The organism is Mycobacterium seoulense, from assembly GCF_010731595.1.
Classification (GTDB): Bacteria; Actinomycetota; Actinomycetes; order Mycobacteriales; family Mycobacteriaceae; genus Mycobacterium; species Mycobacterium seoulense.
Map to the genome: position 1 here is coordinate 2,394,239 of NZ_AP022582.1, position 26,741 is coordinate 2,420,979.

The following is a 26,741-nucleotide window of genomic DNA, read 5'->3' on the forward strand; positions in this document are numbered from 1 at the left end:
GCGCCCGAGCTCGAGATCGGCTGGGCGCGGACTCATGCGGGCCCGGGCGCACCGGCGGATTCGCCACCAGTTGACGCCGCGCCCGACGCCGCGACCACCTCCGGCACCTGGCCGGCCAGGTACTCGGCGAGCGAGCCGATCGTCGGATAGTCGAAAACCGCTGTGGCGCTGATCGTGAACGCGCCACCGAACTGGCCGTACAACCGGTTGCGCAGTTCGACGGCCATCAGTGAATCGGTGCCCAGGTCCAGGAACCGGCTGGTTGCGGCGGGCGGTTGCGCGAGCCGCAGGAACTGTTGCACCTCCTGCTGCAGGAACTCCGTCAGGAAGCTCACCCGCTCCGCATCCGGTACCTCGTGCAGCTTCTTGAGCAACCCGCTGTCGCCGGGTGTGGTCGCCGCGGCGCTCGGCAGCAAGTGGTCGAGAATCGGTGGGCGAGCACCGCCCAGCATCTTCGCGGCGCGCTGCCAATTCGCCTTGATGACGGTGGCCTGCCCCGTCCCGTGGGCGACGATCTCACCCAGCGCGTTCAGGGCCGCCGCGGGTTCCATCGAAACCAGGCCCTGCGCACCGAGATTGGCGCGTGCCGCCTCCGAAGCGGCCATGCCGCCCTGCGCCCAGGGACCGAAGTTGACGCCGGTCGCGGGCAGGCCTTGCGCTCGGCGTTCGGCAACGAGGCCGTCGAGCAGCGCGTTGGCCGTCGCGTAGTTGGCCTGGCCGGGTGAACCGAGCACGCTGGAGATCGACGAGTAGACGATGAAGAACTCGAGGTCGTCCTTCCTGGTCAATCGATGCAGGTTCCAGGCGCCCAACGCCTTCGGGAGCAGGGGCGTCCGGAAGCGCGCCACGCTCTGCTGGGGCAGCAGCCCGTCGTCGAGGACGCCCGCCAGGTGCACCACTCCAGCCAGCGGCGGCAGCTCCGCCCGGATGCGCTCCAGCAGTTCCTCGACCTGGGACTCGTCGCCGATGTCGGCCGCAAAGGTGTGGACGCGACACCGGTAGCGCTCGGTGATGTTCGCGATCGCCTGCTGTGCGTCCGTGTCGGGCGTGCGGCGGCTGGTCAGCACGATGTCACCGGCACCGAGTTGGGCCAGGTAGGACGCCGTGTGCAGGCCGAGCGCGCCGAGGCCGCCGGTGATCAGGTAGCTCCGGTCGCCCTGCGGCTGAAGCGGATTGGGCATCTGCAGCACGATCTTGCCGATATGCCGGGCCTGCTGCATGCGACGAAACGCGGTTTTCGCCTCGGTCAGCGGGTAGATCTCGGCGGGCAGCGGCGCCCACTCGCCGCTGCCCAACCCGTCCGACACTTCGGCCAGCAGGCGCCGGATGCGCTCCGGGTCTTGCAGAATCGTCCCGTCCAGCGCGACCACCTCGTAGTCGATGTCGGGACGAGCCGCCGCCATCTGCGCATGCGTCCAGATGTCTCGCTTGGCGATCTCGGCGAATCGGCCATTACGGGCGGTCGCCCGCACGGTCGCTTCGACGAAGCCTTCGTTGGTCAGGCTGTTGAGCACCACGTCGACCCCGGCCCCGTCCGTATCGGCGAGAATCTGATCGGCGAAATCCGTTGTGCGCGAGTCATAGACGTGCTCCACACCCAACTTGCGCAGGGTCGCGCGTTTGTAGGTGCTCGCGGTGGCGAAGACGGTCGCACCGTGCTGCTGCGCCATCTGGATGGCGGCCAGCCCCACGCCGCCGCTCGCGGCGTGGATGAGGACGCGGTCGCCGGGCCTGAGCTGCGCCCAGTCGAACGCGAGCCGGGCGGTCAGCGCGGCGGCCGGAATGGTCGCCGCCGCCACCGCGCCCACATCGTGCGGCACCGGCGCCAGCAATTGCGCGGGCACGTTGATCCGGCTGGCGAACGCTCCCTGCATGAAGCCGAAGACCCGCTGGCCGACCTCGAATCCGGCCACACCGGGGCCCACTTCGGTGACGACGCCGGAGAAGTCGCCGCCGATCAGCCCCGGATCGCCCGGGTAAAGCCCCAGCACATTGAGCACGTCCCGGAAGTTGAGGCCGGCCGCCTCGACCTGAATCTGCACCTGGCCCGTGTCCGGCGACGGCACTTCCGTCTCGGCGAGACGCAGGTTGTCGATCGCGCCGCGTTCGGTCGGAGCCAGCACGTAGTCGCCCGTGCGCGGCACCGCGAGATGACCGCTGCGCGCCCACGGCAGCAGCCTGGACGCCAGGAACTTTCCTTGCCGCAGTGCGAGTTCCGGTTCCGCAAGGGTCATGTCGGCCGCCGTGAGGAGGCCGGCCAGCGAGTGCACGGCCTCGTCGGATCCGTCGTGATCGGTCAGCCTGCAGCGCAGCGTCGGCTGCTCGGCGATGATGGTGCGTCCCAGCCCCCACAGCGCGGCCTGCACCGGGTCGACCCGTTCGCCGGGTTCGGTCGCGACCGCTCGCTCGGTGATGATCCACAGCCCACCAGGCAGTTTCACCGCGTCATCGGCCAGCAGGGTGTGCACGGCGCCCAGCAGGTTGCCGATCTCGGTCTCCAGGCGGGCGGCGAATTCATCGCTCGACTCCTCCGCGCCCGGTCGGCCCGTTGCGCGCCAGACGACGCCGGTGATCGGCGTGCCGCTCTCCCGCGCTTGGGTGAACTGCTGCTGCCAGCCGTGCGGTTCCATGGCACCGGCGGACCGGATGCTTCCCGGCACCTCGGCCGCCAGCTCATCGAATCCGGCGACCAACCAAGTGCCGTGGGCCTTTTCGCCGGCCGCGGTGTCGCCGCTGGACGCGGGTGCGGCAACCTCGTGCCAGCCCAGGGTGTACAGCAGCCGGGCGACGTCGCCGCCAAGCCCGCGCAACAACGCCTCCCGAGGCGCGCGTTTGACGGTGAACTCGCGAATTCCGCCCAGGTGGTGGCCATCGCGATCCACGAAATCGAGATCGAAGACCTGGGTTTCGCTCTCCATACCGCCGGCGCGCCACTTGGCGCGGCAGTAGAACCGCCGTGGCATCCGCTCCTGCAGCATCACCCGGCCGTAGCGCAGCGGCAGGAACAGGTCGGGGACCGCTCCCTGTTCGGTCGCCGCGAGAAGCGCCGGAAATGCCGGGAAGGCGACGCCGGTGCACAGGTCGAGAAGCACCGGGTGGACCGGCTCACTGCCCAAATGTTCGGCGAGTTCGTCACCGACGACCACGTCGCCGATCGCCTCGCCTTCACCCACCCATAGCGATTTCAGTGATGTCGACCAGGTCGGGCCCCACGCCAGCTCCATGTCGGCGAAGGTGTCGAACAACTGCTGGGGTCGGGTGCGGTTCAACCGCTCGGTCGCGGAGTCGACGGGTTCCGCCGGCTCGTCCTCGGCAGGGGCGCCACCGGTGATGACGGTGCCGTCGGCGTTCAGCGACCACTCCGCGTCGCGGACACCGTAGGGGCGGCTGTGCACTTGGAAGGTCCAGCCGTCGCGGTCCTCGGAGGGATGCAAAGTCAGCTGAACCTCGCGAGCGCTCTTGTCGGGCAGGATGATCGGCTCGTAAAAGAAGACGTTTTGCACCTGAGCCGGCGTCCCGACCGCGGCAAGGGCCATCGCCGCGTACGTCGCTCCCGGAACGACAACGGTGCCGTAGATGACGTGATGGGACAGCCATGGCTGCGACTTGACGGAAAGCCGACTGGTGTAGACGACATCACCCGAGGCGAGATCCTTTGCGCTGCCCAGGATTGCGGACACGGCGGCGCCCTGAGCGTCGACCCCGGTGACACCGGACGACTTGGGCCAGAAGTGCCGGCGCTGGAACGGATAGGTGGGCAGATCGAGTCTGCGCCCGGGCAACTGGTGCAGCGCGGCGAAGTCCGGCCGATGCCCGGCGACATATGCCGCCGCCAGCGCTTCGGCGATCTGGCGGCGGGCACCGGCGCCCTTGCGCAGGGACGCGATCGCCCGCGGCGCCACGGCGTGCTCCGGCCAGACCTGCATCGCGGCCGCGGTCAGGATCGGTTGCGGACCGATCTCCATCAACACCGAACAGCCCAGCGCCGCCACCGTGCGCACGCTTTCGGTGTACTGCACCGGCTGGCGCGAATGCCGCCGCCAATACTGGGCGTCCAGCGGGGTTTCCGCCGTGAGCACCGCGCCGGTGCGGTTGCAGACCAGCGGCCGGGTCGGGGCGGCGAACCGCAGCCGCGCCGCGTACGACTCGAATTCGTCGAGCACCGGCTCCAACAGCTCCGAGTGGAAAGCGTGACTGGTGTCCAGCCAGGTGCAGCGGATGCCGTCGTCGCTGAAGGTCGCGACGATCTGGTCCAGATCGCCGCCCGGCCCGGACAACACCGTGTTGCGGCCGTTGTAGGCGGCGACCGAAACCCGGGCGAACTGCTTGGCGGCGTCCTCCACGTTCTGGGGGTCGGCGAACACCGCCACCATCCGGCCACCCTCGGGCAGACTGCCGAAGAGCCGGCCGCGTTCTGCCATCAACCGTGCCCCATCTTCGAGGCTGAACACTTCGGCCACGCACGCCGCCGCGTACTGGCCGACGCTGTGACCCAGCACCACGTCGGGCTCGATGCCCCACGACTGCCACAACCGGGCCAGGCCCATCTCGATGGCGAAGAGTGCCGGCTGAGCAAACGAGGTGTGCCGCAACGTTTCTGCGGCGTCACGGTCGGCGTCGAAGAGAACCTCCAACAAGGGACGCGGCAGCATGCCGTCGACGGCTTGCGCGCACCGCGTCACGGTGTCGGCGAAGACCGGCTCGGACTCGAACAGCTCGCGAGCCATCCCCGGGTACTGGCTGCCCTGCCCCGTGAACAGCCACGCCGTCTTCGGCGGATCGGCGCACTCGCCGCGTACCACACCCGGTCGCAGCCGGTTCTCGGCCAACTCGGCCAGCATCTCGCGGGCGCCCTGCGCCGAATCCACGACCAGCGCGGCGCGGTGTTCGAAGTGCGAACGCCCGACCCCCGCGGTGAAGCACACATCGGCGACGTCGACCTGGGGGTGCGTGTCGAGCCAGGACCCGTATCGCTGCGCCAAGGCCACCAGCGCCTGCGGTGAGCGCGCCGACAGCGCAAACACGCCCACGCGTTCCGCCGCGGAGTCCGACGCCGGTGACACCGCACGGTCGTCCGCCGAGCCGCCGGTCACCGGCGGCGGTGCCTCCTCGATCAGCACATGGGCGTTGGTGCCGGTGAACCCGAACGAGCTCACCCCGGCCCGGCGCGGCCGGCCGTTGGCCTGCCAGGGCGTCGCCCTGTCGACGACCCGCACCGGCAAGGAGTCCCACGGAATGTGCGGGGACGGATTCTTGAAGTGCAGATTCTGCGGCAGCACTTCGTGCTGCAGCGACAGCACGACCTTGATCAGACCCGCGACCCCCGCGGCCGACTCGAGGTGGCCGAGGTTGGTCTTCGCCGATCCGATCAGCAGCGGCCGGTTCGGATCCCGGTCGGCACCGTAGACGGCGGCGGCGGCCTGCACCTCGATCGGGTCACCGAGCGAGGTGCCCGTGCCGTGCGCCTCGAGGTAATCGACATCTCCACCGCTGACCCCGGCGCGGGCCAGCGCCGCGGAGATAAGCCGTTGCTGCGCACCACCGTTGGGGACCGTCAAACCGCTGGAGGCACCGTCCTGATTGACCGCGCTGCCCCGGATGACCGCGCAGATGCGGTCGCCGCCGCGCTGCGCGTCGCTGAGCCGCTTGAGCACCAGAATTCCGCAGCCCTCGCTGCGCACGTAGCCGTCGGCGGCGGCGTCGAAGGTCTTGCATCGTCCGTCGGGCGACAGCATCCTGGCGCGGGAGGCGGCGACGAGGGACGCCGGGCTCAGCAGGACGTTCACCCCGCCGGCCAGCGCCAGATCGCAGTCGCCGGAGTGCAACGCCTGGCACGCCTGATGGACGGCGACCAGCGACGAGCTGCACGCGGTGTCTACCGCCACCGCGGGCCCTTCCAGCCCGAGCGCGAAGGCGACACGGCCGGCGATGGCATTGAGCGCGTTGCCGGTGATGAAGTGGGCTTCGATGCTCTCGACCGAGTCCCGCGACAGCAGGTGCGAATACTCGTTGGCGGCCACGCCCACAAAGATGCCGCTTCGGCTACCGCGCAACGCGGCGGGCGAATACCCGGCGCGTTCCAGTCCCTCCCAAGCGATTTCGAGCATCAGCCGTTGCTGCGGATCTATCCACACGGCCTCCCGCGGGGAGATACCGAAAAATTCCGGGTCGAATCCGTCGATCCCGTCGAGGAACCCGCCGCTGCGGCTGTAAATCTTGCCCGGTGTCTCCGGGTCCGGGTCGTAGTACTCGTCGATTTCGAAGCGGTCGTCGGGGATCTCCCGGATCGCGTCGACACCGCCGGACAGCACCTCCCAATACCCTTCGGGATCCGGCGAGCCCGGAAAACGGCACGCCACCGCCACGATTGCGATCGGCTCGTCGGCCGGGCTCGTCGTCATCGACGCCGGCGGGGCGCCGGCCTTGGCGACCGACTGTGCGCCGAGCCCGAGCACGTCGTTGAGCAGGTAAAGGGCCACGTCGGCCACGCGCGGATAGTCCATGGCCAGGGTCGCCGGCAGTTCCCTGCCCACGGCGTGCTCGACGCGGCGCCGCAATTCGACGGCCATCAGCGAATCCATGCCGAGGTCGAAGAATCCGGCCTCCTCGCGGATCTCCGCCGCGTCGATGCGTGTCACCTCGGCGACGACGTCCCGCAGGTATTCCACGAGGAGCTTCCTGCGCTGCTGCACCGGAGCGTGGGTGAGCTGTTCGACCAGTCGGGTGTTCCCCGAGGGTGCCTGTACCGGCACCGATTCGGGCAGCTCCCGGCCCAGCTCGTCCAGGAATGACCGCCGGCCCGCCTGCTGATAGAGCGGCAGAAAGCGGGCCCAGTCGATCCGGGCCACCACGCCTTGGGCCGCGGAAGCCGCGATCAGGTCGGCCATTCCCGCCAGCGCGTCCGCGGGCGGCAGCGTGCGGACGCCGCGCTGCTCCAAACGCGCGCGGGCCTCTTCGTCGGCCATGCCCGCCGCCCATGGGCCGAAGTTGACGCTGATCGCCGGCACACCCTGCTCACGCAGCCGGAAGGACAATCCGTCGAGGAAGGCGTTGGCCGCGCCGTAGGCCGTCTGGCCGAAGCTGCCCCACACCGAGGCGATCGAGGAGGTGCTGAGGAAGAAGTCCAGCGGCAGCTCCGCGGCGGCTTCGCTCAAATGCCAAGCTCCCCAAACCTTTCCGGCGAACACTCGATCCACTTCGGCATCGTCCAAGCCGCGCAGCGGCGTGGTGCCCATCTCACCCGCGGCGTGGACGATGCCGGCCAGCGGTGGCAGTTCGGACTGAACGGTGGCCAGCAGGCGGGCGACGTCGTGCGGATCGGCGACATCGGCTGCGAGGACCCGGATGTCGCAGCCCGACCTTTCGCCGATGTCGTCGATGCGCCGCTGCGCCGCATCGGTGGGCGATCGCCGGCCGGTGAGCACCAGCTGGCACGCGCCGTGGTCGGCCAGATACCCGGCGATCTCCAATCCGACACCGCCCAGCCCACCGGTCACCAGATAGGTTGCATCAGAACGTAATTCGAGCGGGATCGCGGTCGGCCGCCCCGGGCATCGGGTCAGCCGGGGAACATAGACACCGTCGTCCCGTAGCGCGATTTGGTCTTCGCCCCGCGGTCCCGTCACCACGTGGCCGATCAACCGGGTCCACTCGTCGGCACCGCCTTCGGCCAGGTCTGCCAGCCCGCCCCACAACTGTGGGTGTTCCAGGGAGGCGGCGCGCCCGAACCCCCACAGACAGGTTTGCGCGGGCGATACCCGGTCGGCGTCGGTGACGCGTTGCGCAGCACGGGTTATCAGCCAGATCGGGGCGCGGAGCTCGGCGGCGGCCGCGGCGCGGAAGAGCCGGCGTGTTCCGCTCAGAACGCGGTGCTGCATCCGCAGCAGCGAGCGCATCGATGGCACGGTGTCCCGTTCGACGGCCGCGCAATGCAGGATGCGTAGCGTCGATTCGTCCGCCGCGGCGGCGCGCAGCGCCTCTTCGAGCCGTTGCTCGTCCGCGTCGGATGCAGGCAGTCCGACGATCCGAAACGGCTGGCCCTGGGCGGTCAGCGCGTCGACCAACGGCGCGACGGCCGCGGCGTCATCGGTGATCAGCAGCCAGTCGGAGCCCGCGCCGGCGTCCGCGCGTGCGGCCGGCGACTTCTCCCAGCGGATCTCGTAGCGGGCGTCCGCGATGGACTGGGTGCCCCGTTGTTGATTGTGTTGTGCGGCAAGCCTGCTCAGTACCTCGGTGGTCTGCCGGTTGGCGTTGGGTCCGTCGAGCAGCGCGGCGAGTTCCTCGATCCGCCCGTCTTCGAGAAGCCGGACCGCTTCGGTGCGCGCGGCATCGGTTTCGCGGCCGGCCTGGCTGGGCCGGGCGTCCCTGTCGCGGAACCAGTACTGGCGGTGCTGAAAGGGATAGGTGGGCAGGTCGAGCTTGCGCGTCGGTCTTCCCCGCAGAGCGCCGAACGCAGGCAGGTGGCCGCCGACGTAAGCCTCGGCGAGGGCTTCGGTGATCTGGCGGTGGTCGGCGCCGTTGCGACGCAGCGACGCGATCGCCCGTGGCGCGGTGGCCGGATCGGGCCACGCCCGCAGAGCGGCGGCGGTGAGCACGGGCTGCGGGCCCACCTCGAGCAGCACCGCGCAGTTGAGCTGGGCCAGGGTCGCCACGCTCTTGGCGAACTCGATCGGCTGACGCGCGTGGCGGCGCCAGTAGGGGCCATCCAGCGTTGCGGTCCTGCCGAGTGCGGCGCCGGTGCGGTTGCACACCAGCGTCCGTTGCGGCGAGCTGAAATTGAACCCGCTCGCGTACGCCTCGAATTCATCGAGGGCGGGATCCAACAGCGCCGAGTGGAATGCGTGGCTGGTGTCCAGCCAGTCGCAGCGAACGCCGTCGGCCGTCAGAGCGGCCACCACCCGGTCCAGATCCTCTGCCGGCCCCGACAGCACGGTGTTGGCACCGTTGTAGGCGGCCACCGACAGCCGCGGGAACTCGTCGGTGAAGCCCTCGACGCGCTCCGCGGGGGCGAAGATCGCCACCATCCGGCCGCCCGCAGGCAGATTGCCGAAAAGGCGGCCGCGTTCGGCGAGCAGCAGAGCGCCGTCCTCGAGGCTGAACACGCCGGCTACGCAGGCGGCCGCGTACTGGCCGACGCTGTGACCCAGCACCACGTCGGGTTCGAGACCCCAGGACTGCCAGAGCCTGGCCAAGCCCATCTCGACGGCGAACAAGGCGGGCTGCGCGTAGCTGGTCTGCCGCAGGATGTCCGGGCCCTCGGCATCGAAAATGACATCCAGCATCGGCTTTTCCAGCACGCCGTCGACCACGGCCGCGCACCGGGTCATGGTCTCGGCGAACACCGGCTCGGTGTCGAACAACTCCCGGGCCATGCCGGCGAATTGGCTGCCCTGACCGGGGAACACCCACGCCGTCTTGGGCCGGTCGTCGCACTCGCCGCGCAGCAAGCCCGGCGCGGGACGGTCGTCGGCGAGCGCGCCGAGCAACTCGATCGCGGATTCCGTCGAGTTCACCACCAACGCGGCCCGGTGCTCGAAGTGGGCGCGCCCGACCCCGGCCGTGTAGCACACCTCCGAGAGGCCGGCCTCCGGATGCGCGCTCAACCAGTTGCGGTAGCGATCGGCGAGCTGAACCAGGGCCGCCGGGGTGCGCGCCGACAGCGGCAGCACGTTGAAGCGTCGGTCCTCGGGCTGGTGGACGGGATCCGGCGCCGCGGCATGCCGGCCGATTTCCTCGGGCGCTTCCTCGAGGATGACGTGCGCGTTGGTTCCGGAGAACCCGAACGAACTGACACCCGCGACGCGGGGGCGACCGTTGCGTTCCCATTCGGTGGCCTCGTCCACGACCCGCACCGCGAGCCGGTCCCACGGGATGTAGGGCGACGGGTTGTCAAAGTTGAGGTGTTTGGGCAGCAGCTGGTGCTCGAGGGACAGGACGACCTTGATGATCCCGGCGATTCCCGCGGCTGCTTCCAGGTGCCCGATATTCGTCTTCACCGACCCGATCAACAGCGGCCGGTCCGCCTCGCGCCCCTCGCCGAGGACCGCGGCCGCGGCCTGGACTTCGATCGGATCACCGAGCGACGTCCCGGTCCCGTGCGCCTCCAGGTAGCCGACGTCGCGGGCCGCGACACCGGCGCGCTGCAGCGCTTCGGTGACCACGCGCTGCTGGGCGACGCCGTTCGGCACCGTCAAACCGCCCGACGCGCCGTCCTGGTTGACCGCACTGCCCCGGATCACGGCCCGGATCCGGTCACCGTCGCGGATCGCATCCTCGAGCCGCTTGACGACGATGACACCGCAACCCTCGCCGCGCACGTAGCCGTCCGCGGACGCGTCGAACGTCTTGCAGCGGCCGTCCGGCGCGAGCATGTGCGCCCGCGAGAAGGTGATCATGCTCGCCGGGCTGAGCAGGACGTTCGCGCCGCCGGCCAGCGCGAGGTCGCATTCTCCCAACCGCAGCGCTTGGCAGGCCTGGTGCACGGCCACCAACGACGAGCTGCATGCGGTGTCGACGGTGACCGCCGGCCCCTGCAGCCCCAGCCGGTAACTGATGCGGCCCGCCCCCGCGGCGGCCGCCGTCCCGATGGCCATGTATGCGTCGATCTCGTCGTACAGGAGTTCGTCCGAGACCATCCCGAGGTAGTCGTGAGTGGACAGACCGATGAACACCCCGGTGTTGGTGTTCGCCAAAGCCGTTGGGGCCGTACCCGAGTGCTCCACCGCCTGCCATGCCGTCTCCAGCAGCAGCCGATGCTGTGGGTCCATCAACATGACCTCACGCGCCGACACCCCGAAGAACGGCGCGTCGAAGCCCACTACGTCGTCGACGAATCCGGCCCTGCGGCTGACGATCTTCCCGGGCGCATCAGGATCCGGGTCGAAGAATTCCTCGACATTCCACCGGTCCGCCGGCACCTCCGATACCGCATCCCGCCCTTGCCGCAACACGTCCCAGAATTCGGAGGCGTCGGCGGCGCCAGGAACGCGCACTGCGTAGCCGACTATCGCGAAACCCGACGCTCGCTCCATCCGAGCTTCGACGGTTGCCATGCATCAGTCCTCTCAGACAGCGAAGGTGGACCCCCCGGGGCCAGCCTTCCTCGACAGGTCCGTGCTCTTTACGGACCACGCGTTTGACCCGCTCACTGCACCACATGCCGACCCGATGCGCAGCAGAATGATCCCCCAGCGGCGAGTAGTGTCGCCGGATGCCGGACTGCGTCTCGCGCCGGACCGTCCATACCCTAACCGGCCCCCATACGCGTGGCTACACACTCAGGCCCCGGCATGTCGGGTCCTGCGGCCGCCGAAGAAGTTATGTTGATCTCGCCACCGGCGGGGCCAGGAACTGCAGCCCGTGGAACCAAGGAGAAGATTTTTGCGCATCGGGAAAATAACAATCGGCTCGATCGGTGAGTGGACGGTGAGCCCGGGCGCGGTGGTCTCCTGGCACCCGACGCCCGCGGCTCGGCAAAAGGCCCGGCAAGCGCCGGTCAGTCCGGTGCCGGTCAGCTACATGCAGGGGCAACATCTTCGGGGTTACCACCGCCAAACGGCCTCGGGGCTCGACTATTCGCGGCAAATCATCGCCACCTGCGAAGTTCCCGGCCGGTGCGACATCTCCGCCATGAACGACGCGCTCAACGCGTATTTGCGTCGCCATGACACGTACCGCAGTTGGTTCGAGTGCACCGACACCGGAGACATCGTCCGGCATACCATCGACGATCCGGAGGATATCGAATTCGCGCCGACCCACCATGGCGAATTGACGATCGAAGACCTGCACGCCCATGTGGTCGCGACACCCGATCCGTTCAACTGGGAGTGCTTCAGTTTCGGGATCGTTCAAAACGAGGATCACTTCACCTTCTACTCGAGCATTGATCACGTCCACGGGGACGCCGCGCTGATCGGCATCACGATGGCGGAGTCCCATGCGATGTATTCAGCTTTGACGAACGGCGCCGGACCCCTTGCGCTGCCCGCCGCCGGCAGCTTTGACGATTTCTGTGTCGAAGAACTCCGCTACACATCGGATTTGACGCTGGATTCGCCGCAGGTACGCGCGTGGATCGACTTCGCGGAGAACAACAATGGAAGCCTGCCGGAGTTCCCGCTGCCATTGGGTAATCCGCTGGAGCCGACCAAGAGTGACATGATCACGGACACCGTGATGGACGCGGCGCAAACCGCGAGATTCGAATCGGCCTGCTCGGCGGCCGGTGCCCGCTTCGTCGGCGGCCTGTTCGCCTGCCTCGCCCAGGTGGAACATGAATTCACGGGTGCCGCCACGTATTACGGACTCACCCCCAGGGATACCCGCAGAAGTTCGGACAATTTCATGACTCAGGGCTGGTTCACCGGCCTGGTTCCGATCACCGTCCCGATAGCCGCCGTGTCCTTCAGTGACGCCGCCTGGGCGGCGCAGACTTCTTTCGATTCGAGCCTGGACATGGCGAAGGTGCCGTATTACCGCGTGCTGGAATTGGCGCCCTGGCTCAGCAGGCCCCGCCCGAACTTCCCGGTATCGAATTTCTTTCATGCGGACGCCGCTCCGATGAACGCCGTGCTCGCGGCGGCCGAGATGGGTTATGCGAACCAGATCGGAATCTATTCCGACGGAAGATATTCGTATCAACTGACGATCTATATCTTCCGATACGAAGAGGGCACCGCGATGGCGATAATGTTTCCCGACAACGCGGTTGCCCGGAAATCGGTTTCCCGGTATGTCGCAGCGATGAAGTCCGTGTGCACGCGGGTCGCCGACAGCGGGCACTGGGGGCGCGTTGCGTAGCGAGGAGTAGGACGATGGCTGGTGCTTTTTTCCGGATGAGCCATCTCCGGCCGGCCGGGTGGTCGATGTGCGACGGCTAGCCGATTTCGTCGCGCGGTGGCCCGGGGCGGTGATCGGGCTGTGGGTGGTCATTGCGGTCGCACTTCCGCTGACCTTCCCGACCCTGAACGAGATGGCACAGCGGCATCCGCTCGCGATGCTGCCCGCGGCGGCGCCGTCGAGTGTCGCCGCCCGCAAGATGACCGAAGCGTTTCACGAATCGGGCGCCGATGATCTCCTCTTGGTGGTCCTCACCGACGAGAGGGGGCTCGGGCCCGCCGACGAGGCCGCCTACCGCAAGCTGGTGACCGCGCTGCGCGAGGACACGCGAGACGTGCTGATGCTGCAGGATTTCGTGAGCACGCCGTCCCTGCGCCCGGCCCTGACCAGCAAAGACCACAAATCGTGGGTCCTGCCCGTCGGCATTGCCGGCGAACTGGGCACGCCCAAGTCTTACGCCGCGTACACCCGCGTCGCCGACGTCGTCAAACACAGCGTCGCGGGGAGCCCGCTGACGGCGAACCTCACCGGCCCCGCGGCCACCGTCGGCGACCTCACCGTCGCGGGCGAGCGGGACCGCCTTCCGATCGAACTTGCGATCGCGGGCCTGGTACTCATCGTCCTGCTGGTCATTTACCGCAACCCGCTCACCATGCTGCTCCCCCTGATCGCGATCGGGGCGTCGTTGGTGATCGCCCAGGCCGTCGTCGCTGGAATCTCCCAGGTCAGCGGCTTGGGGGTGTCGAACCAGTCCATCATCTTCCTGAGCGCGATGATCGCCGGCGCGGGAACCGATTACGCGGTCTTCCTGATCAGCCGCTATCACGACTATCTGCGGCTCGGCGCGGACCACCAAGAAGCGGTACAGCGGGCGTTGATCTCGATCGGAAAGGTGATCGCCGCATCCGCGGCGACGGTGGGAATCACCTTCCTCGGCATGAGCTTCGCCCGGATGGGCGTGTTTTCCACGGTGGGAGTGTCCTCGGCCATCGGGATTGGCGTCGCGTTCCTCGCGGCGATGACCTTGCTTCCCGCCATCCTCGTGGTGGCCGGCCCGCGCGGATGGGTCAAACCGTCGCGCGAACTGACCGCCAGGTTCTGGCGACGGTCGGGGATCCGCATCGTGCGCCGGCCGAGGACCCATCTGGTCGCCAGCGTGCTGGTGTTGATCATCCTCGCCGGCTGCGCGGGCCTGGTGCGCTACAACTACGACGACCGCAAAGCCCTGCGGGCGTCGGCCCCGAGTTCGGTCGGGTACGCCGCGCTGGATCGCCATTTCCCGGTCAACCAGTCCATTCCCGAGTACATCCTGGTCCAGTCCCCGCACGACCTACGCACACCGCGTGCCCTCGCGGATCTGGAGCAGATGGCCGCCCGGGTCGGCCAACTGCCGAACATCGCCGCGGTCAGTGGCGTCACCCGGCCCGCGGGAGCCGTGCCGGAACAGTTCAGGGCGACGTATCAGGCCGGCGCGATCGGCGCTCGCCTGGGCGCCGGTTCCACCCTGATCAACGACCACACCGACGAGCTGAACCGGCTGGTCGCCGGGGCGAACACGCTGGCCGACAACCTCGGCGACGTGCGCGGCCAGGTCAACCAGCTGGTCGCCGGGATGCAGGGCCTGACCGAGGCGTTCACTGCGATGAGAAGCCAGTACGGCGGCGACAAACTGGTCAGGGAAGTCGTCACGGCGGCCAAGCTGGTCAACAGCATCAATTCGCTCGGCCATACCATCGGCGTGAACTTCGCGACCGTCAAGGACATATTCGCCTGGGTGGCCCCGGTGCTGGTGGCACTCGAGGGCAACCAGGTTTGCGATGCCGACCCCTCCTGCAGCGCCACCCGGGTCCAGTTCGAGCGCGTGGTCAACGCGCGCGGCGACGGAAGCCTCGACCAGATCAACGAGCTGGCCGGACAACTGCAGGCATTCCAGGACAGGCAGACCCTCAACGCGTCGGTCGATCATCTGCGTGCCGCGCTCGCCAGCTTCGTCAAGGCGCTGCACGCCATGGGGCTGGACCAGCCGGGTGGCCTGCAAGCCGATCTGAACCATCTCCAGCAAGGCGCCGACCGGTTCGCGGGTGGCAGCCGGCAAGTCGCCGACGGCGTGGACCAGCTCGTCGACCAGATCAAACAGATGGGCGCCGGCCTCGGTGAGGCATCGGCGTTTCTCCTGACGCTCAAACGCGACGCGGCCGACCCGTCGATGGCGGGGTTCAACGTTCCGGCGCAGCTATTGCACATGGAGGAGTTCAAGAAGGCGGCGAAGGCGTTCGTCTCGCCGGACGGGCACTCGGTGCGGTACCTGGTTCAAACCAAACTCAACCCGTTCAGTGCCGAGGCGATGGATCAGGTCAATGCGATCACCCACACCGCCCGCGACGCCCAACCGAACACCGCGCTGGCGGACGCCACCGTATCGATGGTGGGCTATCCCGTCACCCTGCGTGACACCCGCGACTTTTACGAGCACGACATCAGATTCATCATCGCCGTGACCATCACCGTGGTGCTGCTGACGTTGATCGCGCTCCTGCGCGCCGTGGTCGCACCGCTGTATCTGGTGGCTTCCGTCGTCATCTCGTACCTGTCGGCGGTCGGCATCGGCGTCCTGATCTTTCAATTGGTCCTCGGCCAGCAATTACATTGGAGCGTGCCCCCGTTGGCCTTCGTGGTGTTGGTCGCCGTCGGGGCCGACTACAACATGCTGCTCATCTCGCGAATGCGTGACGAATCCCCGCACAGCATGCGTTACGGCATCATCCGCACCCTGGGTTCGACCGGCGGGGTGATCACCGCGGCCGGTCTGATCTTCGCCGCCTCGATGTGGGGGCTCGTGTTTTCCAGCATCAGCACCGTCGTCCAGGGCGGTGTGGTGATCGGCATCGGAATCTTGCTCGACACCTTCCTGGTTCGCACCGTAACCGTGCCCGCCCTGGCTACGCTGGTCGGGCGGGCGAGCTGGTGGCCGTCGCGACCGGGATCGCGGCGGTCGCACCCACCCTCAGCGGTCGGGCATGCGGAGTAGGGAGCCCGGCCGGCCCGGGGTTGGCGAGGTCCGCGCGCGGTATGCGACACTAACGGAGTCGAGCAGGCGGGAAGTGGCGATGCAGAAACTACTCGCAGGGGTTACGGCTCTGGTAACCCTCAGCGCCACAGGATGTTTCGGCTTTGGGATCGCGACGGCCGACGACGCACCGGGCGACGGGACGTCCGCCGACGGAACGGCATACGCCCTTGGGGGCGCTCACGTCCCGGGCATTCCCTACGACGAGTACGGCCGGCGCCTGGGTGCCGGATGGTTCCCGGGGCTGAAACGGGAAATCGTCAACTACCCCGCCGGGCAGGTTCAAGGTCACGTGCTCGAACGGCTCTTTCCGGGCATTGGCCGACTGGATGAAGCCTTCCCGGGCCTGGGCGTGGATGGGCCCAGCGTCGGCGAGTCGGTCGCCGTCGGCGCGGACAACCTGGACGCGGCGATCCGCCGAGGTGGCCCCGGAGCCGCGATCGGCCTATCCGAGGGCTCGCTGGTGCTCGACGCCGAGCAGGCTCGGCTGGCCAACGATCCGACCGCTCCCCCGCCAAATCAATTGGTGTTCAGCACGTTTGGAAATCCGGTGGGGCGTCACGCTTTCGGCGAGAGCTTCCTGACCTCCGTGTTTCCGGTCGGCGCGGTCGTTCCCGCACTCGACTACCGCATACCGCCTCCGGTGGAAAGCCAATACGACACCAAGGCGTTCGTCGCCGCGTACGACATGATCGCCGACTTTCCCGACCGGCCGGACAACCTGTTGGCGCTCGCCAACACGCTGGTGGGCGAGGCGACGGGCCATACGGCGGTCGCGTTCACCGACCCGAGCATGGTGCCGCCGCAGAACGTCAGAACGACCGTCAACTCCAGGGGCGCGACGACCACGACCTATCTGATTCCCGAGAAACACCTGCCGCTGGTACTGCCGCTGGGCTACCTCGGGGTACCGGAAGACGTGTTGAATCGCCTCGACGCCGAGCTGACACCCATGGTGAATGCGGGATATTCGCGCAACGACGACCCGTTGACGGCTCCAGTTCAAGTGGATCCGGTGCGTGGCTTCGACCCCGCGGCCGTGATCGCACCGGCCAGTCAGGCCACCTTCGGCGGTGGCGCCGATCCTTTTTCGCAGCTGTTGTCCAGCTCCATGGCCGCGTTCAATCAGGGCAACCGCTGACCGGTTAGCCGGTTCCACCAAGCCCAGGGCGGCCGTCGGCGATAATGGCTCACATTCGGCCACGTCAAAGGAGACGCGATGAGCAAGCCCCCGACAGACCTTCCGCTGCGGGTGATTCAGTGGACGACCGGGAACATCGGGCGACGTTCGCTGCACGCGATCATCGGCAGGGCGGACATGGAGCTGGTGGGGGTGTACGCACACGGCGCGGACAAGGTCGGGGTCGACGCCGCCGAACTGGCCGGCTGGCCCGAACCGACCGGGGTGCAGGCGACGAACGACGTCGACGCGCTGATCGCCCTCGGCGCGGACGCGTGTTGCTATAACCCGTTGTGGCCCAACGTCGATGAGCTGGTGCGGCTGCTGGAGGCCGGCGTCAACGTGTGCTCCAGCGCGGCCTGGATCACGGGCGGCAAGCAGACACCCGAGGACCGCGAACGCATCGTCGATGCCTGCAAACGAGGCGGTTCGACGATCTTCGGCAGCGGGGCGCATCCGGGCATGACCAACATGGTCGGCATGGTGCTCAGCGGCGCCTGCGAACGCGTCGACGAGATCCGCATCACCGAGTCGGTTGACTGCTCGACCTACGAATCGGCGGAAACCCAAACGGCGATGGGCTTCTCGCAGGATCCCGAGACGCCGGGGCTCGCCGAAACCGTGCGGCGCGAAAGCGAGGTCTTCGCCGAATCCGCCGCCATGATGGCCGACGCGATCGGGGCGAAGCTGGACCGGATGACCTTCGACGTGACCTTCACCGCGGCCACCGGCGACTCCGATCTGGGCTTCATGCGGATCCCCGCGGGGACGGTGGGCGGCGTCTACGGCTACCACCGCGGCTGGGCGGGTGAGCGCAACGTGGTCAGCGTGGGCTTCAACTGGACCATGGGCGACCACGTGGTGCCGCCCAAACCGCTGGAGCACGGCCACGTCATCCAGGTGTTCGGGTTGCCCAACATGCGCACCGTCCTGCATTGCCTGCCGCCGAAGGATTGGACGGAGCCCGGGTTCATGGGACTCGGGATGATCTACACGGCGATGCCGGTTACGAACGCTGTCCCGGCCGTCGTCGCCGCCGAGCCCGGGATCGTGACGCTCGCCGATTTGCCACCGGTCACCGGCCGGGTGGCCCGATAGGCACCCAGCAGCATATGCGGTTCGCCACATCGGAGGCCCCCGGAGGAACGCTTGCGTGCACTAAGGTTTAGAGTGCTTAGCTGAGCAAAGCGTCGAGCGACAGGGGTGTCGTCGGCGAGGTAGCGAGCTTTGCGGCAGCGCCGGGGTGGCGGTTAGCGGAAGGCGGTCAGGTGGTGGCAGGTCCAGACTCGGGTCCACGTACCGGCGCCGTAGCCGGCATCCTCAAACGGGCGTGGATACCGCTGGTTTTGGTGGTGGTCCTGGCCGTTTCGGCGTTGATCGTGTCCCGGCTCCACAAGATATTCGGCTCGGAGGATCTCAACGCGAACGCGGGCAAGGGGATCGAAATCGTGCAGTTCAACCCGAAGGTCGTGGTCTACGACGTCACCGGGCCGCCCGGCGCGACGGCCAACATCAACTACTGGGACGAGAACGCCAACACCCATCAGGTCAACGCGGCGCCGCTGCCGTGGTCGGCCACGATCTCGACGACCCTGCCGTCGGTGAGCGCCAACATCATGGCGCAGAGCGACAGCAGTGAGATCAGCTGCAAGATCACCGTGGACGGCGTCGTCCGCGAACAGCAGAATTCCAGCGGCCACAATGCCCAGACCTTCTGCCTGGTGAAGTCCGCATGAGCGACGCGAACAACCGCGGCCAGGTGGACACCGCGGACACCGCGGACACCGGCCCGATCAGGACACCGGCCCAAGCCAAGGCCGAGCGCGGTCACCGCCCCTACCTTCCCCACACGATCCGCATCTTCGCGGTGCCGATCATCGTGGGCTGGGTGTTCGTCACCATTCTGGTGAACGTCATCGTCCCCACGCTGGAAAAGGTCGGCGAGGCGCACTCGGCGCCGATGACGCCGCTCGACGCGCCGTCGATGAAGGCGATGATGCGCCTGGGCCACAACTTCCGCGAATTCGACTCCAACAGCACGGTCATGATCGTCCTGGAGGGTCAGCAGCCGCTTGGCCAGGACGCACACCAGTACTACGACAAGCTGATCCGGGACCTCCGCAAGGATCCCCAGCACATCCAGCACATCCAGGACTTCTGGGGTGACCGGCTCACCGCCGCGGGCGCGCAGAGCGCCGACTCCAAGGGCGCCTACGTGATGATCAACCTGGCCGGCAATCAGGGCACCACGCTGGCCAACGAATCCGTGGACGCGGTGCGCAAGGTGATCGAGGAGAACAAGGCGCCGCCGGGCGTGAAGGCCTACGTCACCGGTCCGGCGGCGCTGTCCGACGACATGCACATCATCGGTAACGCCAGCCTGGCCAAGATCACGCTGTTCACCCTGGGCGCCATCGCGATCATGCTGCTGCTGGTCTACCGGTCCATCGTCACGACCCTGGTCCAGTTGTTCATGACCTTTGTCGCACTGGCCTGTTCGCGGGGCGTCGTCGCGGTTCTGGCGTACCACAACGCGTTCGGGCTCACCACCTTCGCCGCCAACATCCTCACGATGCTGGCGATTGCGGCCGGAACCGACTACGGCATCTTTCTCGTCGGCCGCTACCAAGAGGCACTGCGCGCGGGCGAGGACCGGGAAACCGCGTACTACACCACCTTCAAAGGGGTGGCCCCGGTTGTGCTGGGGTCGGGCCTGACCATCGCCGGTGCCACCTACTGCCTGAGCTTCACGCGGCTGCCCTGGTTCAACACCATGGGCGCACCCGTCGCGATCGGCATGCTGGTGGTGGTGCTCGCCGGACTCACGCTTGGCCCGGCAGTTGTCTTCGTGGGCAGTCGCTTTCACTTCTTCGAGTCCAAACGCGCGGCCAAGGGCGGGCGGCTGTGGCGGCGGGTCGGCACCGCGGTCGTGCGCTGGCCGGCACCGGTGTTGGCCGTCAGCGCCGCGGTCGTCCTGGTCGGCATGATCGCCCTGCCGAGCTACAAGACGAGTTATAACGACCGCTACTACCTACCGACGTCCGCGCCGTCCAACCTCGGGCAAGCGGCCGCGGACCGCCATTTTTCGCAGGCCCGGATGAACCCCGACATGCTGATGGTCGAGTCCGACCACGACATGCGAAACCCGGCCGACATGCTGGTGTTGGACCGGGTGGCCAAGAACGAGATGCGCACGCTGGGCATCGCGATGGTTCAGGACATCACCCGGCCGCTGGGCATTCCGATTCAGCACAGCTCGATACCGTTCCAGAACAGCATCCAGAGTCAGACGACGATGCAGAACATGGGCTTCCTCAAGGAGCGCATCGCCGACATCCTCAGGATGGCCGACGACCTGCAGACCCAGATCGACACCACGCAGCGCCAGTACGAGGTGTCGCTGGACCTGGCCCAGGCCGCGGACGACAGCGCAAAGACCACGGCGGTCACGTCGCAGATCACCGACACCCTGCGTGACCACATCGCGGATTTCGACGACACCTTCCGGCCGGTGCGCTCGTACTTCTATTGGGAGAGGCACTGTTACGACATCCCGGTGTGCATCGGGTTGCGGTCCCTGTTCGACACGTTCGACGGGTTCGACCAGCTCGCCGAGCAGTTCCACTACCTCACAACCGACATCCAGCACACCGCCAAAGCCTCGCGCGACCTGACGGAGCTGTTTCCCACGCTGATCGCCACGCTGAAGACGACGCGGGGCATCACGCTCACCCTGTATCAGACGTTCAAGGCGATGATCAATCAGATGGAGGCGATGAGCAACACCGCGATCGTGATGGGCCAAAGCTTCGACGCGTCGAAGAACGATGACTTCTTCTACCTGCCACCGGAGGCCTTCGACAACCCCGATTTCCAGACGGGCCTGCGCATGTTCTTGTCGCCGGACGGGAAGTCGGCGCGATTCTTCATCACCCACCAAAGCGATCCGATGACGCCCGAAGGCATTTCGCGAGTCGACGCCGAGCGCACCGCCGCGCAGGAGGGACTCAAGCAGTCCTCCCTGTCCGACGCCAGGGTCTATCTCGGCGGAACGGCCCCCACCTTCCGGGACATGGCCGACGGCGAGAAGTACGACCTGATGATCGCCGTGGTGTCGGCCCTCACGCTGATCTTCATGATCATGCTGCTGCTCACCAGGAGTGTGGTGGCCGCGCTGGTGATCGTCGGCACCGCGGCCAGCTCGATCGCGGCGTCGTTCGGGCTCTCCGTGCTCATTTGGCAGGATCTGTTCGGCATCAGGATCCACTGGATCGTCATGGCGCTGTCGGTCATCATCCTGTTGGCCGTCGGGTCCGACTACAACCTGCTGCTGGTGTCCCGATTCAAAGAAGAGATCCATGCCGGGCTCAAGACGGGGATCATCCGGTCGATGGCCGGCACCGGCGGGGTGGTGACGGCGGCGGGCCTGGTGTTCGCCTTCACCATGGCTTCGATGCTCGGCAGCGACTTGCGCGTGCTCGGCCAGTTCGGGTCGACGGTCTGCATCGGTCTGCTGCTCGACACCCTGATCGTGCGGACCCTGCTGATGCCGTCGATCGCAACGCTGCTGGGGCGGTGGTTCTGGTGGCCGCAGGTGGTGCATCCGCGCGGCGACAACGCCCGGCGCGCGGTGCCGGCTTAGGTCGGCAGCTGCACGCAGACCGCGACGGCCCCGGCGCCGACGTGCAACGCCAGCACGGGCCCCAACGGGGTGATGATCGCCGGCTCACACGCCGGTAACCGCCGGGCCAGCGTCGCCGCCACCTCCTTGGCACCGTCCGGGTTGGCGACGTGATGGACGGCCAGGGCGGCGGGGCTGTCGCCCGCCACCTGACAGACCCGGTCGATCATCGCCTCCGTCGCGTGGGTGACGGTGCGGACGCGTTGCGCCAGAACGAGTTTGCCGTCGTCGATGCGAAGCAGCGGCTTGAGCGCCAGCGCGGTGCCCAGCCAGGCCTTGGCCCCGCCGATCCGCCCACTGCGGCGCAGGTTGTCCAGCCGGTGCACCACCATGAACGCATGGCTGTGCCGCACAGCCAGCTTCGCGGCGTCGGCCACGGTGTCGAGGTCCGCTCCGGCGGCCGCGGCCCGCGCGGCGGCCAACGCGACGAAGCCCGTGCCCATCGCCGTCGACCTCGAGTCGACGACGCGCACGTGCTGGTCGAGGTCCGCGGCGGTCCGTTCGGCGGCGCCGCAGGTTCCCGACAGCGCGGACGAAAGGTGCACGGCCACCACGCCGTCCCCTTCGCTGTCGGCCAGCGCCTGCTGGTAGGCGTCGGCCAATTCGGCGGGCGTGGCCGCCGCGGTGGTGGCGTGGCGCTTGTAGACGTCGTCGGGGATCTCGTCCACGCCATCGCGCAGATCCACGCCGTCGAGCAGAATGTGCAGCGGCACAACGCGTATCGCCCACCTGTCCAACAGCTCGGCCGGCAAGCGCGCCGACGCGTCGGTCACCACCACGACAGGCATGACGCTATCCGCGCGGCTCGTCGGTCGCCACGCCGGTCTGAATGCGCGGCTTCTCCTCATCGCGCTGCGCGCTCTGCATCGTCGCCACGCCGGTCTGAATGCGCGGCTTCTCCTCATCGCGCTGCGCGCTCTGCATCGTCGCCACGCCGGCCTCGGCCAGCGCCTTGAGCATCAACTCGGCCACCGCCTGGTGGGCTTCGAAATTCCAGTGAATGCCGTCGGGATTTCCCCGCCCACTCATGATGTGTTCGGCCACAGCCGCTTTGAGATCCACCAGGGGAACATCGTGGCTTTGGGCCCACTCGGTGATCGCCGCTACGGTTCCCGGGCGGCCGTGGTGGGCGCGGGCGTAGGTGTCGGCGATGTGCACCGACGGCAGGGACGCCACGATGGGGATGCCGGGGCGGTTGAAGTCGATTGCGCCGCGCGTCTGTTCGAGGTACTCGGCGCTGAGGTGCGGGGGCAGCGCGGAGCGGGCCACCGGTGAGAGCCTGGGCTGCAGCCAGCCGTAGCCGTCGCGGACCCAGCGCCGCAGCCGCGGCGGGCGCACATAGCGGATCAACTCGCGCAGGGCGGTCGGCAGCACCGACGGCAGCGAATCCATGCCGCCGGTCGCGAAGATCACCGCGCCGGCCCTGGGCAGCGCGGCCCAGGCACGCGGGTCCTGGGTAGCCGCCCACCAGATGTCCCGGCAGGTCCAGCCGATACGGCCGATCAGCTCCACATCCCAACCGAGTTGTGCGGCAACGATATTGGGCCAGATACGGGGATCGTCGGCGGGCAGCCCGCCGGTGGGCCCGTAGTAGGCCAGCGAGTCGGCGAATATCAGCAGGGTGGGCCGGGCGTCAGAGGACATCGTTGGACACCTGCGCCGAAGCGTTCCACACGTCGAGGCGCCAGCGGATAGCGTCGAAATCCGCGTCTGAGGCGCCGGGGTCGTCCGAATGGCCGGAAAGCTGCACCCAGCTGGCATTGCCCATGCCGCCCAATGTCGGCCAGTTGGCCACGGGAAGCTTCAACAGCGCGGCGGACAGCGCGGCGATCAGGCCACCGTGGGCCACCAGCACCACGGGCCGGTCCGCATGCTGCGGGTCGCCCCATTCCGGCTCGCCGGACGCCAATTCGGCGACCAACGGCACGCTGCGGGCGGCGACGTCGACCCGGCTCTCGCCGCCATGCGGTGCCCAGGTGGCGTCTTCTCGCCAGGCCAGCCGGGCCCCGGGGGCCTGCGCGTCGACCTCGGTGTGCGTCAATCCCTGCCAGTCGCCCAGATGGGTCTCGCGCAGCCGCGGGTCCACCCGGATGGGCAGGCCGGTCCGCTCCCCCAGCCTGATGGCCGTGTCGTAGGCGCGATGCAGATCCGACGACACGATCAGCAACGGCTGCAGCTTGCCCAGCACCTCGGCGGCGGCGATCGCTTGCGCCCGGCCGAGTTCGCTGAGTTGGGAATCGAGCTGGCCCTGCATCCGGCTGCCTGCGTTGAACTCGGTTTGCCCGTGCCGCAACATGATCAGGCGACGAATGGTCATTGCGTGCCCGCCGAATCTTCTTCGGGAACCTCGGCCAGGTCCACCGGCACCACCGGGCAGTCACCCCACAACCGGTCCAGGGCGTAGAAGTCGCGGTCGTCCTGGTGCTGGATGTGCACCACGATGTCGCGGTAGTCCAGCAGCGTCCAGCGCCCCTCTCGGGTGCCCTCGCGGCGCGCCGGCTTGTAACCGGCCCGGCGCATCTTCTCCTCGACCTCGTCGACGATGGCGTTGACCTGCCGCTCGTTGGAGGCCGACGCGATGACGAAGCAGTCCGTGATGACCAGCTGACCCGACACGTCGATCACGACGACGTCGTCGGCCAGCTTCGCGGCGGCCGCGCCGGCCGCCACGGTCGCCATGTCGATGGCCTCCCGGGTGGCGGTCACGTGTTGTTCCCGGCGGGCAGGGTCGAGCGGCTCACGGCGTCCTTCGATTCTTCGCCGGCGCGATACAACCGGCGCTTGGAGACGTACTGCACGACGCCATCGGGCATCAGGTACCACAGGGGGCGGCGCTGCTCGGCGCGCAGACGGCAATCGGTCGACGAGATCGCCAGCGCCGGGATCTCCACGAGCGTCAGGACGTCGTCGGCCAGCTCGCCCAGCACGCCGGTGACGTGTTCACGGCGCAGCTCGTATCCGGGCCGGCTGACGCCAACGAACCGTGCCAAGTCGAACATCTCCTGCCAGCCCTGCCACGACAGGATGGAGGCGAGCGCGTCGGCGCCGGTGATGAAGTACAGCTGCGAATCGGGGTTGAGGGCGTGCAGATCCCGCAGCGTGTCCTTGGTGTAGGTGGGCCCGGCGCGGTCGATGTCGACCCGGCTCACCGAGAAGCGGGGGTTGGACGCGGTGGCGATCACGGTCATCAGGTACCGGTCCTCCGCGGCGGACACGTGCCGATCCTTCTGCCAGGGCTGGCCGCTGGGCACGAACACCACTTCGTCGAGGTCGAACAGGTCGGCGACCTCGCTGGCGGCGACCAGGTGCCCGTAATGGATGGGATCGAACGTCCCACCCATCACACCCAGCCTGCGCAGCTCCTTTTGCACGATTTGCCAGCTTACTTGAGGCGGCGGTCCGGCCCGATTTCTCAGCCCGGCCGCGGCCGTCCGGTTGTCGCGAGAAGGCGGGCACAACAGGGGACACTTCCCGGCCTGGGGACTACCGGGGCCGGTGTGACAGCCCGCCGGGCGACGGACCCTACACCGGCAGCAGCTGGTCGATCACCGCGGCGAGCTGCTTGGCCGACCGGCACTCGTGCATCGTGATGACCTCCTGGTAGCGCGGCACCGCCGAGTCGCCGCTGCCCCACAGGTGCCTGGGCTCGGGATTGAGCCAGTGCGCGTGGCGGCTGGCCGTCACCATGTGGGACAACAGCTCGGTCTCGGGGTTGCGGTAGTTGGTGCGGCCGTCCCCGAGCACCAGCAGCGAGCTGCGCGGCGACAGCACATTGGGGAACGCCTGCACGAACGACGCGAACGCGTTGCCGTAGTCGGAATGCCCGTCGCGGCTGTACACCCCGGCCTCCCGGGTGATCCGCTGGATCGCCACGGCCAGATCGGCTTCGGGCCCGAACATGTGGGTCACCTCGTCGGTGGTGTCGATGAACGCGAACACCCGGACGCGCGAAAACTGTTGGCGCAGAGCGTGTACCAGCAGCAGGGTGAAATGGCTGAAGCCGGCCACGGAGCCGGACACGTCGCACAGCACCACCAATTCGGGTCGCGCCGGGCGGGGTTTGGCCAGCACCACGTCGATCGGCACTCCGCCGGTGGACATCGACTTGCGCAGCGTCTTACGCAGGTCGATCACCCCGGCGCGGCTGCGTCGCCGCCGGGCGGCCAGCCGGGTGGCCAGCGTGCGGGCCAGCGGGGCCACCACCCGTTGCATCTGGCGCAGCTGCTCACCGGAGGCGCGCAGGAACTCGACGTTCTCGGAAAGCTGTGGGATGCCGTACATCTGCACGTGGTCGCGGCCGAGTTGTTCGGCGGTGCGCCGCTTGGTCTCGGCGTCGACCAGCTTGCGAAGTTGCGTGATCCGCTGCGCGGCGAGCGCTTTGGCGATCTGCTCCTGGGTGGGCGTCGGCTCGTCGCCATAGGGCGCCAGCAGCCCCGCCAGCAACTTGCCCTCCAATTCGTCCAGCGCCATCGCCTTGAGCGCCTGGTACGAGGAGAACGACGGGCCGCGGCTGGAACTGTATTTGCCGTACGCCTCCACGATGCGCGCGATCATCTCGACCAGCCGATCGTCCATGCCGGCGAGGTCGGGGTTCTCGGTGAGCAGGTCGAGGAGCATCTGGCGCATCGCCTCGACATCGTCGGGCGGCAACGCGTCATCGCCTGGCGCCCCGTCGCCGTCCGCGTCGGTGACGACCGCGCGTGCGCCCAGCGCAGCGGGGAACCACAGGTCGAACATGGCGTCGTAGGTCTCGCGGTGATCGGGGCGACGCAACACGGCGCAGGCGATGCCTTCGCGCAGCACTTCACGGTCGCTCAAACCCAGGGTGGCCATCACCCGGCCGGCATCCACAGTCTCGGATGGACCAACCGAAATGCCAACTCCGCGAAGCGCTTCCACGAAACCGACCAGATGTCCGGGCAGTCCGTGCGGGGCGAGTGGCCGGGTGGGCCGGATGCGGCGAGGGGCCATCG

At 68.0% G+C, this 26,741-nt stretch carries 13 protein-coding genes; 6 read left to right on the plus strand and 7 right to left on the minus strand.

Annotated elements, in window-relative coordinates; all coding sequences use genetic code 11:
• Positions 1-32 precede the first annotated feature (32 nt).
• Entirely contained in the window at positions 33-11,051 is an 11,019-nt protein-coding gene (locus G6N37_RS10990; RefSeq protein ID WP_163679830.1) for a type I polyketide synthase, read from the minus strand.
• Between the two features lie 328 nt (positions 11,052-11,379).
• On the opposite strand from G6N37_RS10990, the gene G6N37_RS10995 reads away from it, so the two are divergent.
• From G6N37_RS10995 to G6N37_RS11020, 6 genes are all read left to right on the plus strand, one after another.
• Positions 11,380-12,801, plus strand: a complete 1,422-nt coding sequence (locus tag G6N37_RS10995) for a condensation domain-containing protein (protein ID WP_163679833.1) — start codon at positions 11,380-11,382, stop codon at positions 12,799-12,801.
• Positions 12,802-12,868: 67 nt separating this feature from the next.
• The gene (locus G6N37_RS11000) at positions 12,869-15,868 is read left to right on the plus strand and encodes an MMPL/RND family transporter (RefSeq protein WP_264065877.1); all 3,000 of its coding nucleotides are present in this window, start codon (positions 12,869-12,871) and stop codon (positions 15,866-15,868) included.
• 79 nt (positions 15,869-15,947) lie between these two features.
• Positions 15,948-17,048 carry an acyltransferase PE gene (pe, locus tag G6N37_RS11005; RefSeq protein ID WP_163679837.1) on the plus strand — a complete coding sequence of 367 codons (1,101 nt, stop codon included), beginning with the start codon at positions 15,948-15,950 and terminating at the stop codon, positions 17,046-17,048.
• A 78-nt stretch (positions 17,049-17,126) separates the two neighbouring features.
• Positions 17,127-18,185 (plus strand): NAD(P)H-dependent amine dehydrogenase family protein, encoded by a 1,059-nt coding sequence (locus G6N37_RS11010; RefSeq protein WP_163679840.1) that lies wholly within the window; start codon positions 17,127-17,129, stop codon positions 18,183-18,185.
• A 170-nt stretch (positions 18,186-18,355) separates the two neighbouring features.
• Positions 18,356-18,823, plus strand: a complete 468-nt coding sequence (locus tag G6N37_RS11015) for an MmpS family transport accessory protein (RefSeq protein WP_232075418.1) — start codon at positions 18,356-18,358, stop codon at positions 18,821-18,823.
• Complete coding sequence (locus tag G6N37_RS11020; RefSeq protein WP_163679843.1) at positions 18,820-21,729, plus strand: MMPL/RND family transporter; 2,910 nt, start codon at positions 18,820-18,822, stop codon at positions 21,727-21,729. The genes G6N37_RS11015 and G6N37_RS11020 overlap by 4 nt, the downstream gene beginning before the upstream one ends.
• Here the strand turns inward: G6N37_RS11020 and G6N37_RS11025 are convergent.
• From G6N37_RS11025 to G6N37_RS11050, 6 genes are all read right to left on the minus strand, one after another.
• A complete protein-coding gene (locus tag G6N37_RS11025) occupies positions 21,726-22,556 on the minus strand; it encodes a DegV family protein (protein ID WP_163679846.1) in 831 nt (276 codons plus the stop codon). The genes G6N37_RS11020 and G6N37_RS11025 overlap by 4 nt on opposite strands.
• 4 nt (positions 22,557-22,560) lie before the next feature.
• Positions 22,561-23,412, minus strand: a complete 852-nt coding sequence (gene octT / locus G6N37_RS11030; protein ID WP_163679849.1) for a diglucosylglycerate octanoyltransferase — start codon at positions 23,410-23,412, stop codon at positions 22,561-22,563.
• Positions 23,402-24,085: a glucosyl-3-phosphoglycerate phosphatase gene (gpgP, locus tag G6N37_RS11035; RefSeq protein ID WP_163679852.1), complete on the minus strand. Its 684-nt coding sequence runs from the start codon at positions 24,083-24,085 to the stop codon at positions 23,402-23,404. Before gpgP ends, octT begins: the two co-directional genes overlap by 11 nt.
• Positions 24,082-24,474: a ribosome silencing factor gene (gene rsfS, locus G6N37_RS11040; protein ID WP_163679871.1), complete on the minus strand. Its 393-nt coding sequence runs from the start codon at positions 24,472-24,474 to the stop codon at positions 24,082-24,084. The genes gpgP and rsfS overlap by 4 nt, the downstream gene beginning before the upstream one ends.
• Entirely contained in the window at positions 24,471-25,127 is a 657-nt protein-coding gene (nadD, locus tag G6N37_RS11045) for a nicotinate-nucleotide adenylyltransferase (RefSeq protein WP_264066221.1), read from the minus strand. The genes rsfS and nadD overlap by 4 nt, the downstream gene beginning before the upstream one ends.
• A gap of 163 nt (positions 25,128-25,290) precedes the next feature.
• Positions 25,291-26,739: a vWA domain-containing protein gene (locus G6N37_RS11050; protein ID WP_163679878.1), complete on the minus strand. Its 1,449-nt coding sequence runs from the start codon at positions 26,737-26,739 to the stop codon at positions 25,291-25,293.
• Positions 26,740-26,741: the final 2 nt, after the last annotated feature.

Bases quoted from the DNA above. Each gene is read 5' to 3' on its own strand.
- G6N37_RS11025 (WP_163679846.1), bottom strand. From the start codon at position 22,556: ATGCCTGTCGTGGTGGTGACCGACGCGTCGGCGCGCTTGCCGGCCGAG.
- G6N37_RS11050 (WP_163679878.1), bottom strand. From the start codon at position 26,739: ATGGCCCCTCGCCGCATCCGGCCCACCCGGCCACTCGCCCCGCACGGA.
- G6N37_RS11020 (WP_163679843.1), top strand. From the start codon at position 18,820: ATGAGCGACGCGAACAACCGCGGCCAGGTGGACACCGCGGACACCGCG.
- octT (WP_163679849.1), bottom strand. From the start codon at position 23,412: ATGTCCTCTGACGCCCGGCCCACCCTGCTGATATTCGCCGACTCGCTG.
- gpgP (WP_163679852.1), bottom strand. From the start codon at position 24,085: ATGACCATTCGTCGCCTGATCATGTTGCGGCACGGGCAAACCGAGTTC.
- G6N37_RS10990 (WP_163679830.1), bottom strand. From the start codon at position 11,051: ATGGCAACCGTCGAAGCTCGGATGGAGCGAGCGTCGGGTTTCGCGATA.
- G6N37_RS11010 (WP_163679840.1), top strand. From the start codon at position 17,127: ATGAGCAAGCCCCCGACAGACCTTCCGCTGCGGGTGATTCAGTGGACG.
- pe (WP_163679837.1), top strand. From the start codon at position 15,948: ATGCAGAAACTACTCGCAGGGGTTACGGCTCTGGTAACCCTCAGCGCC.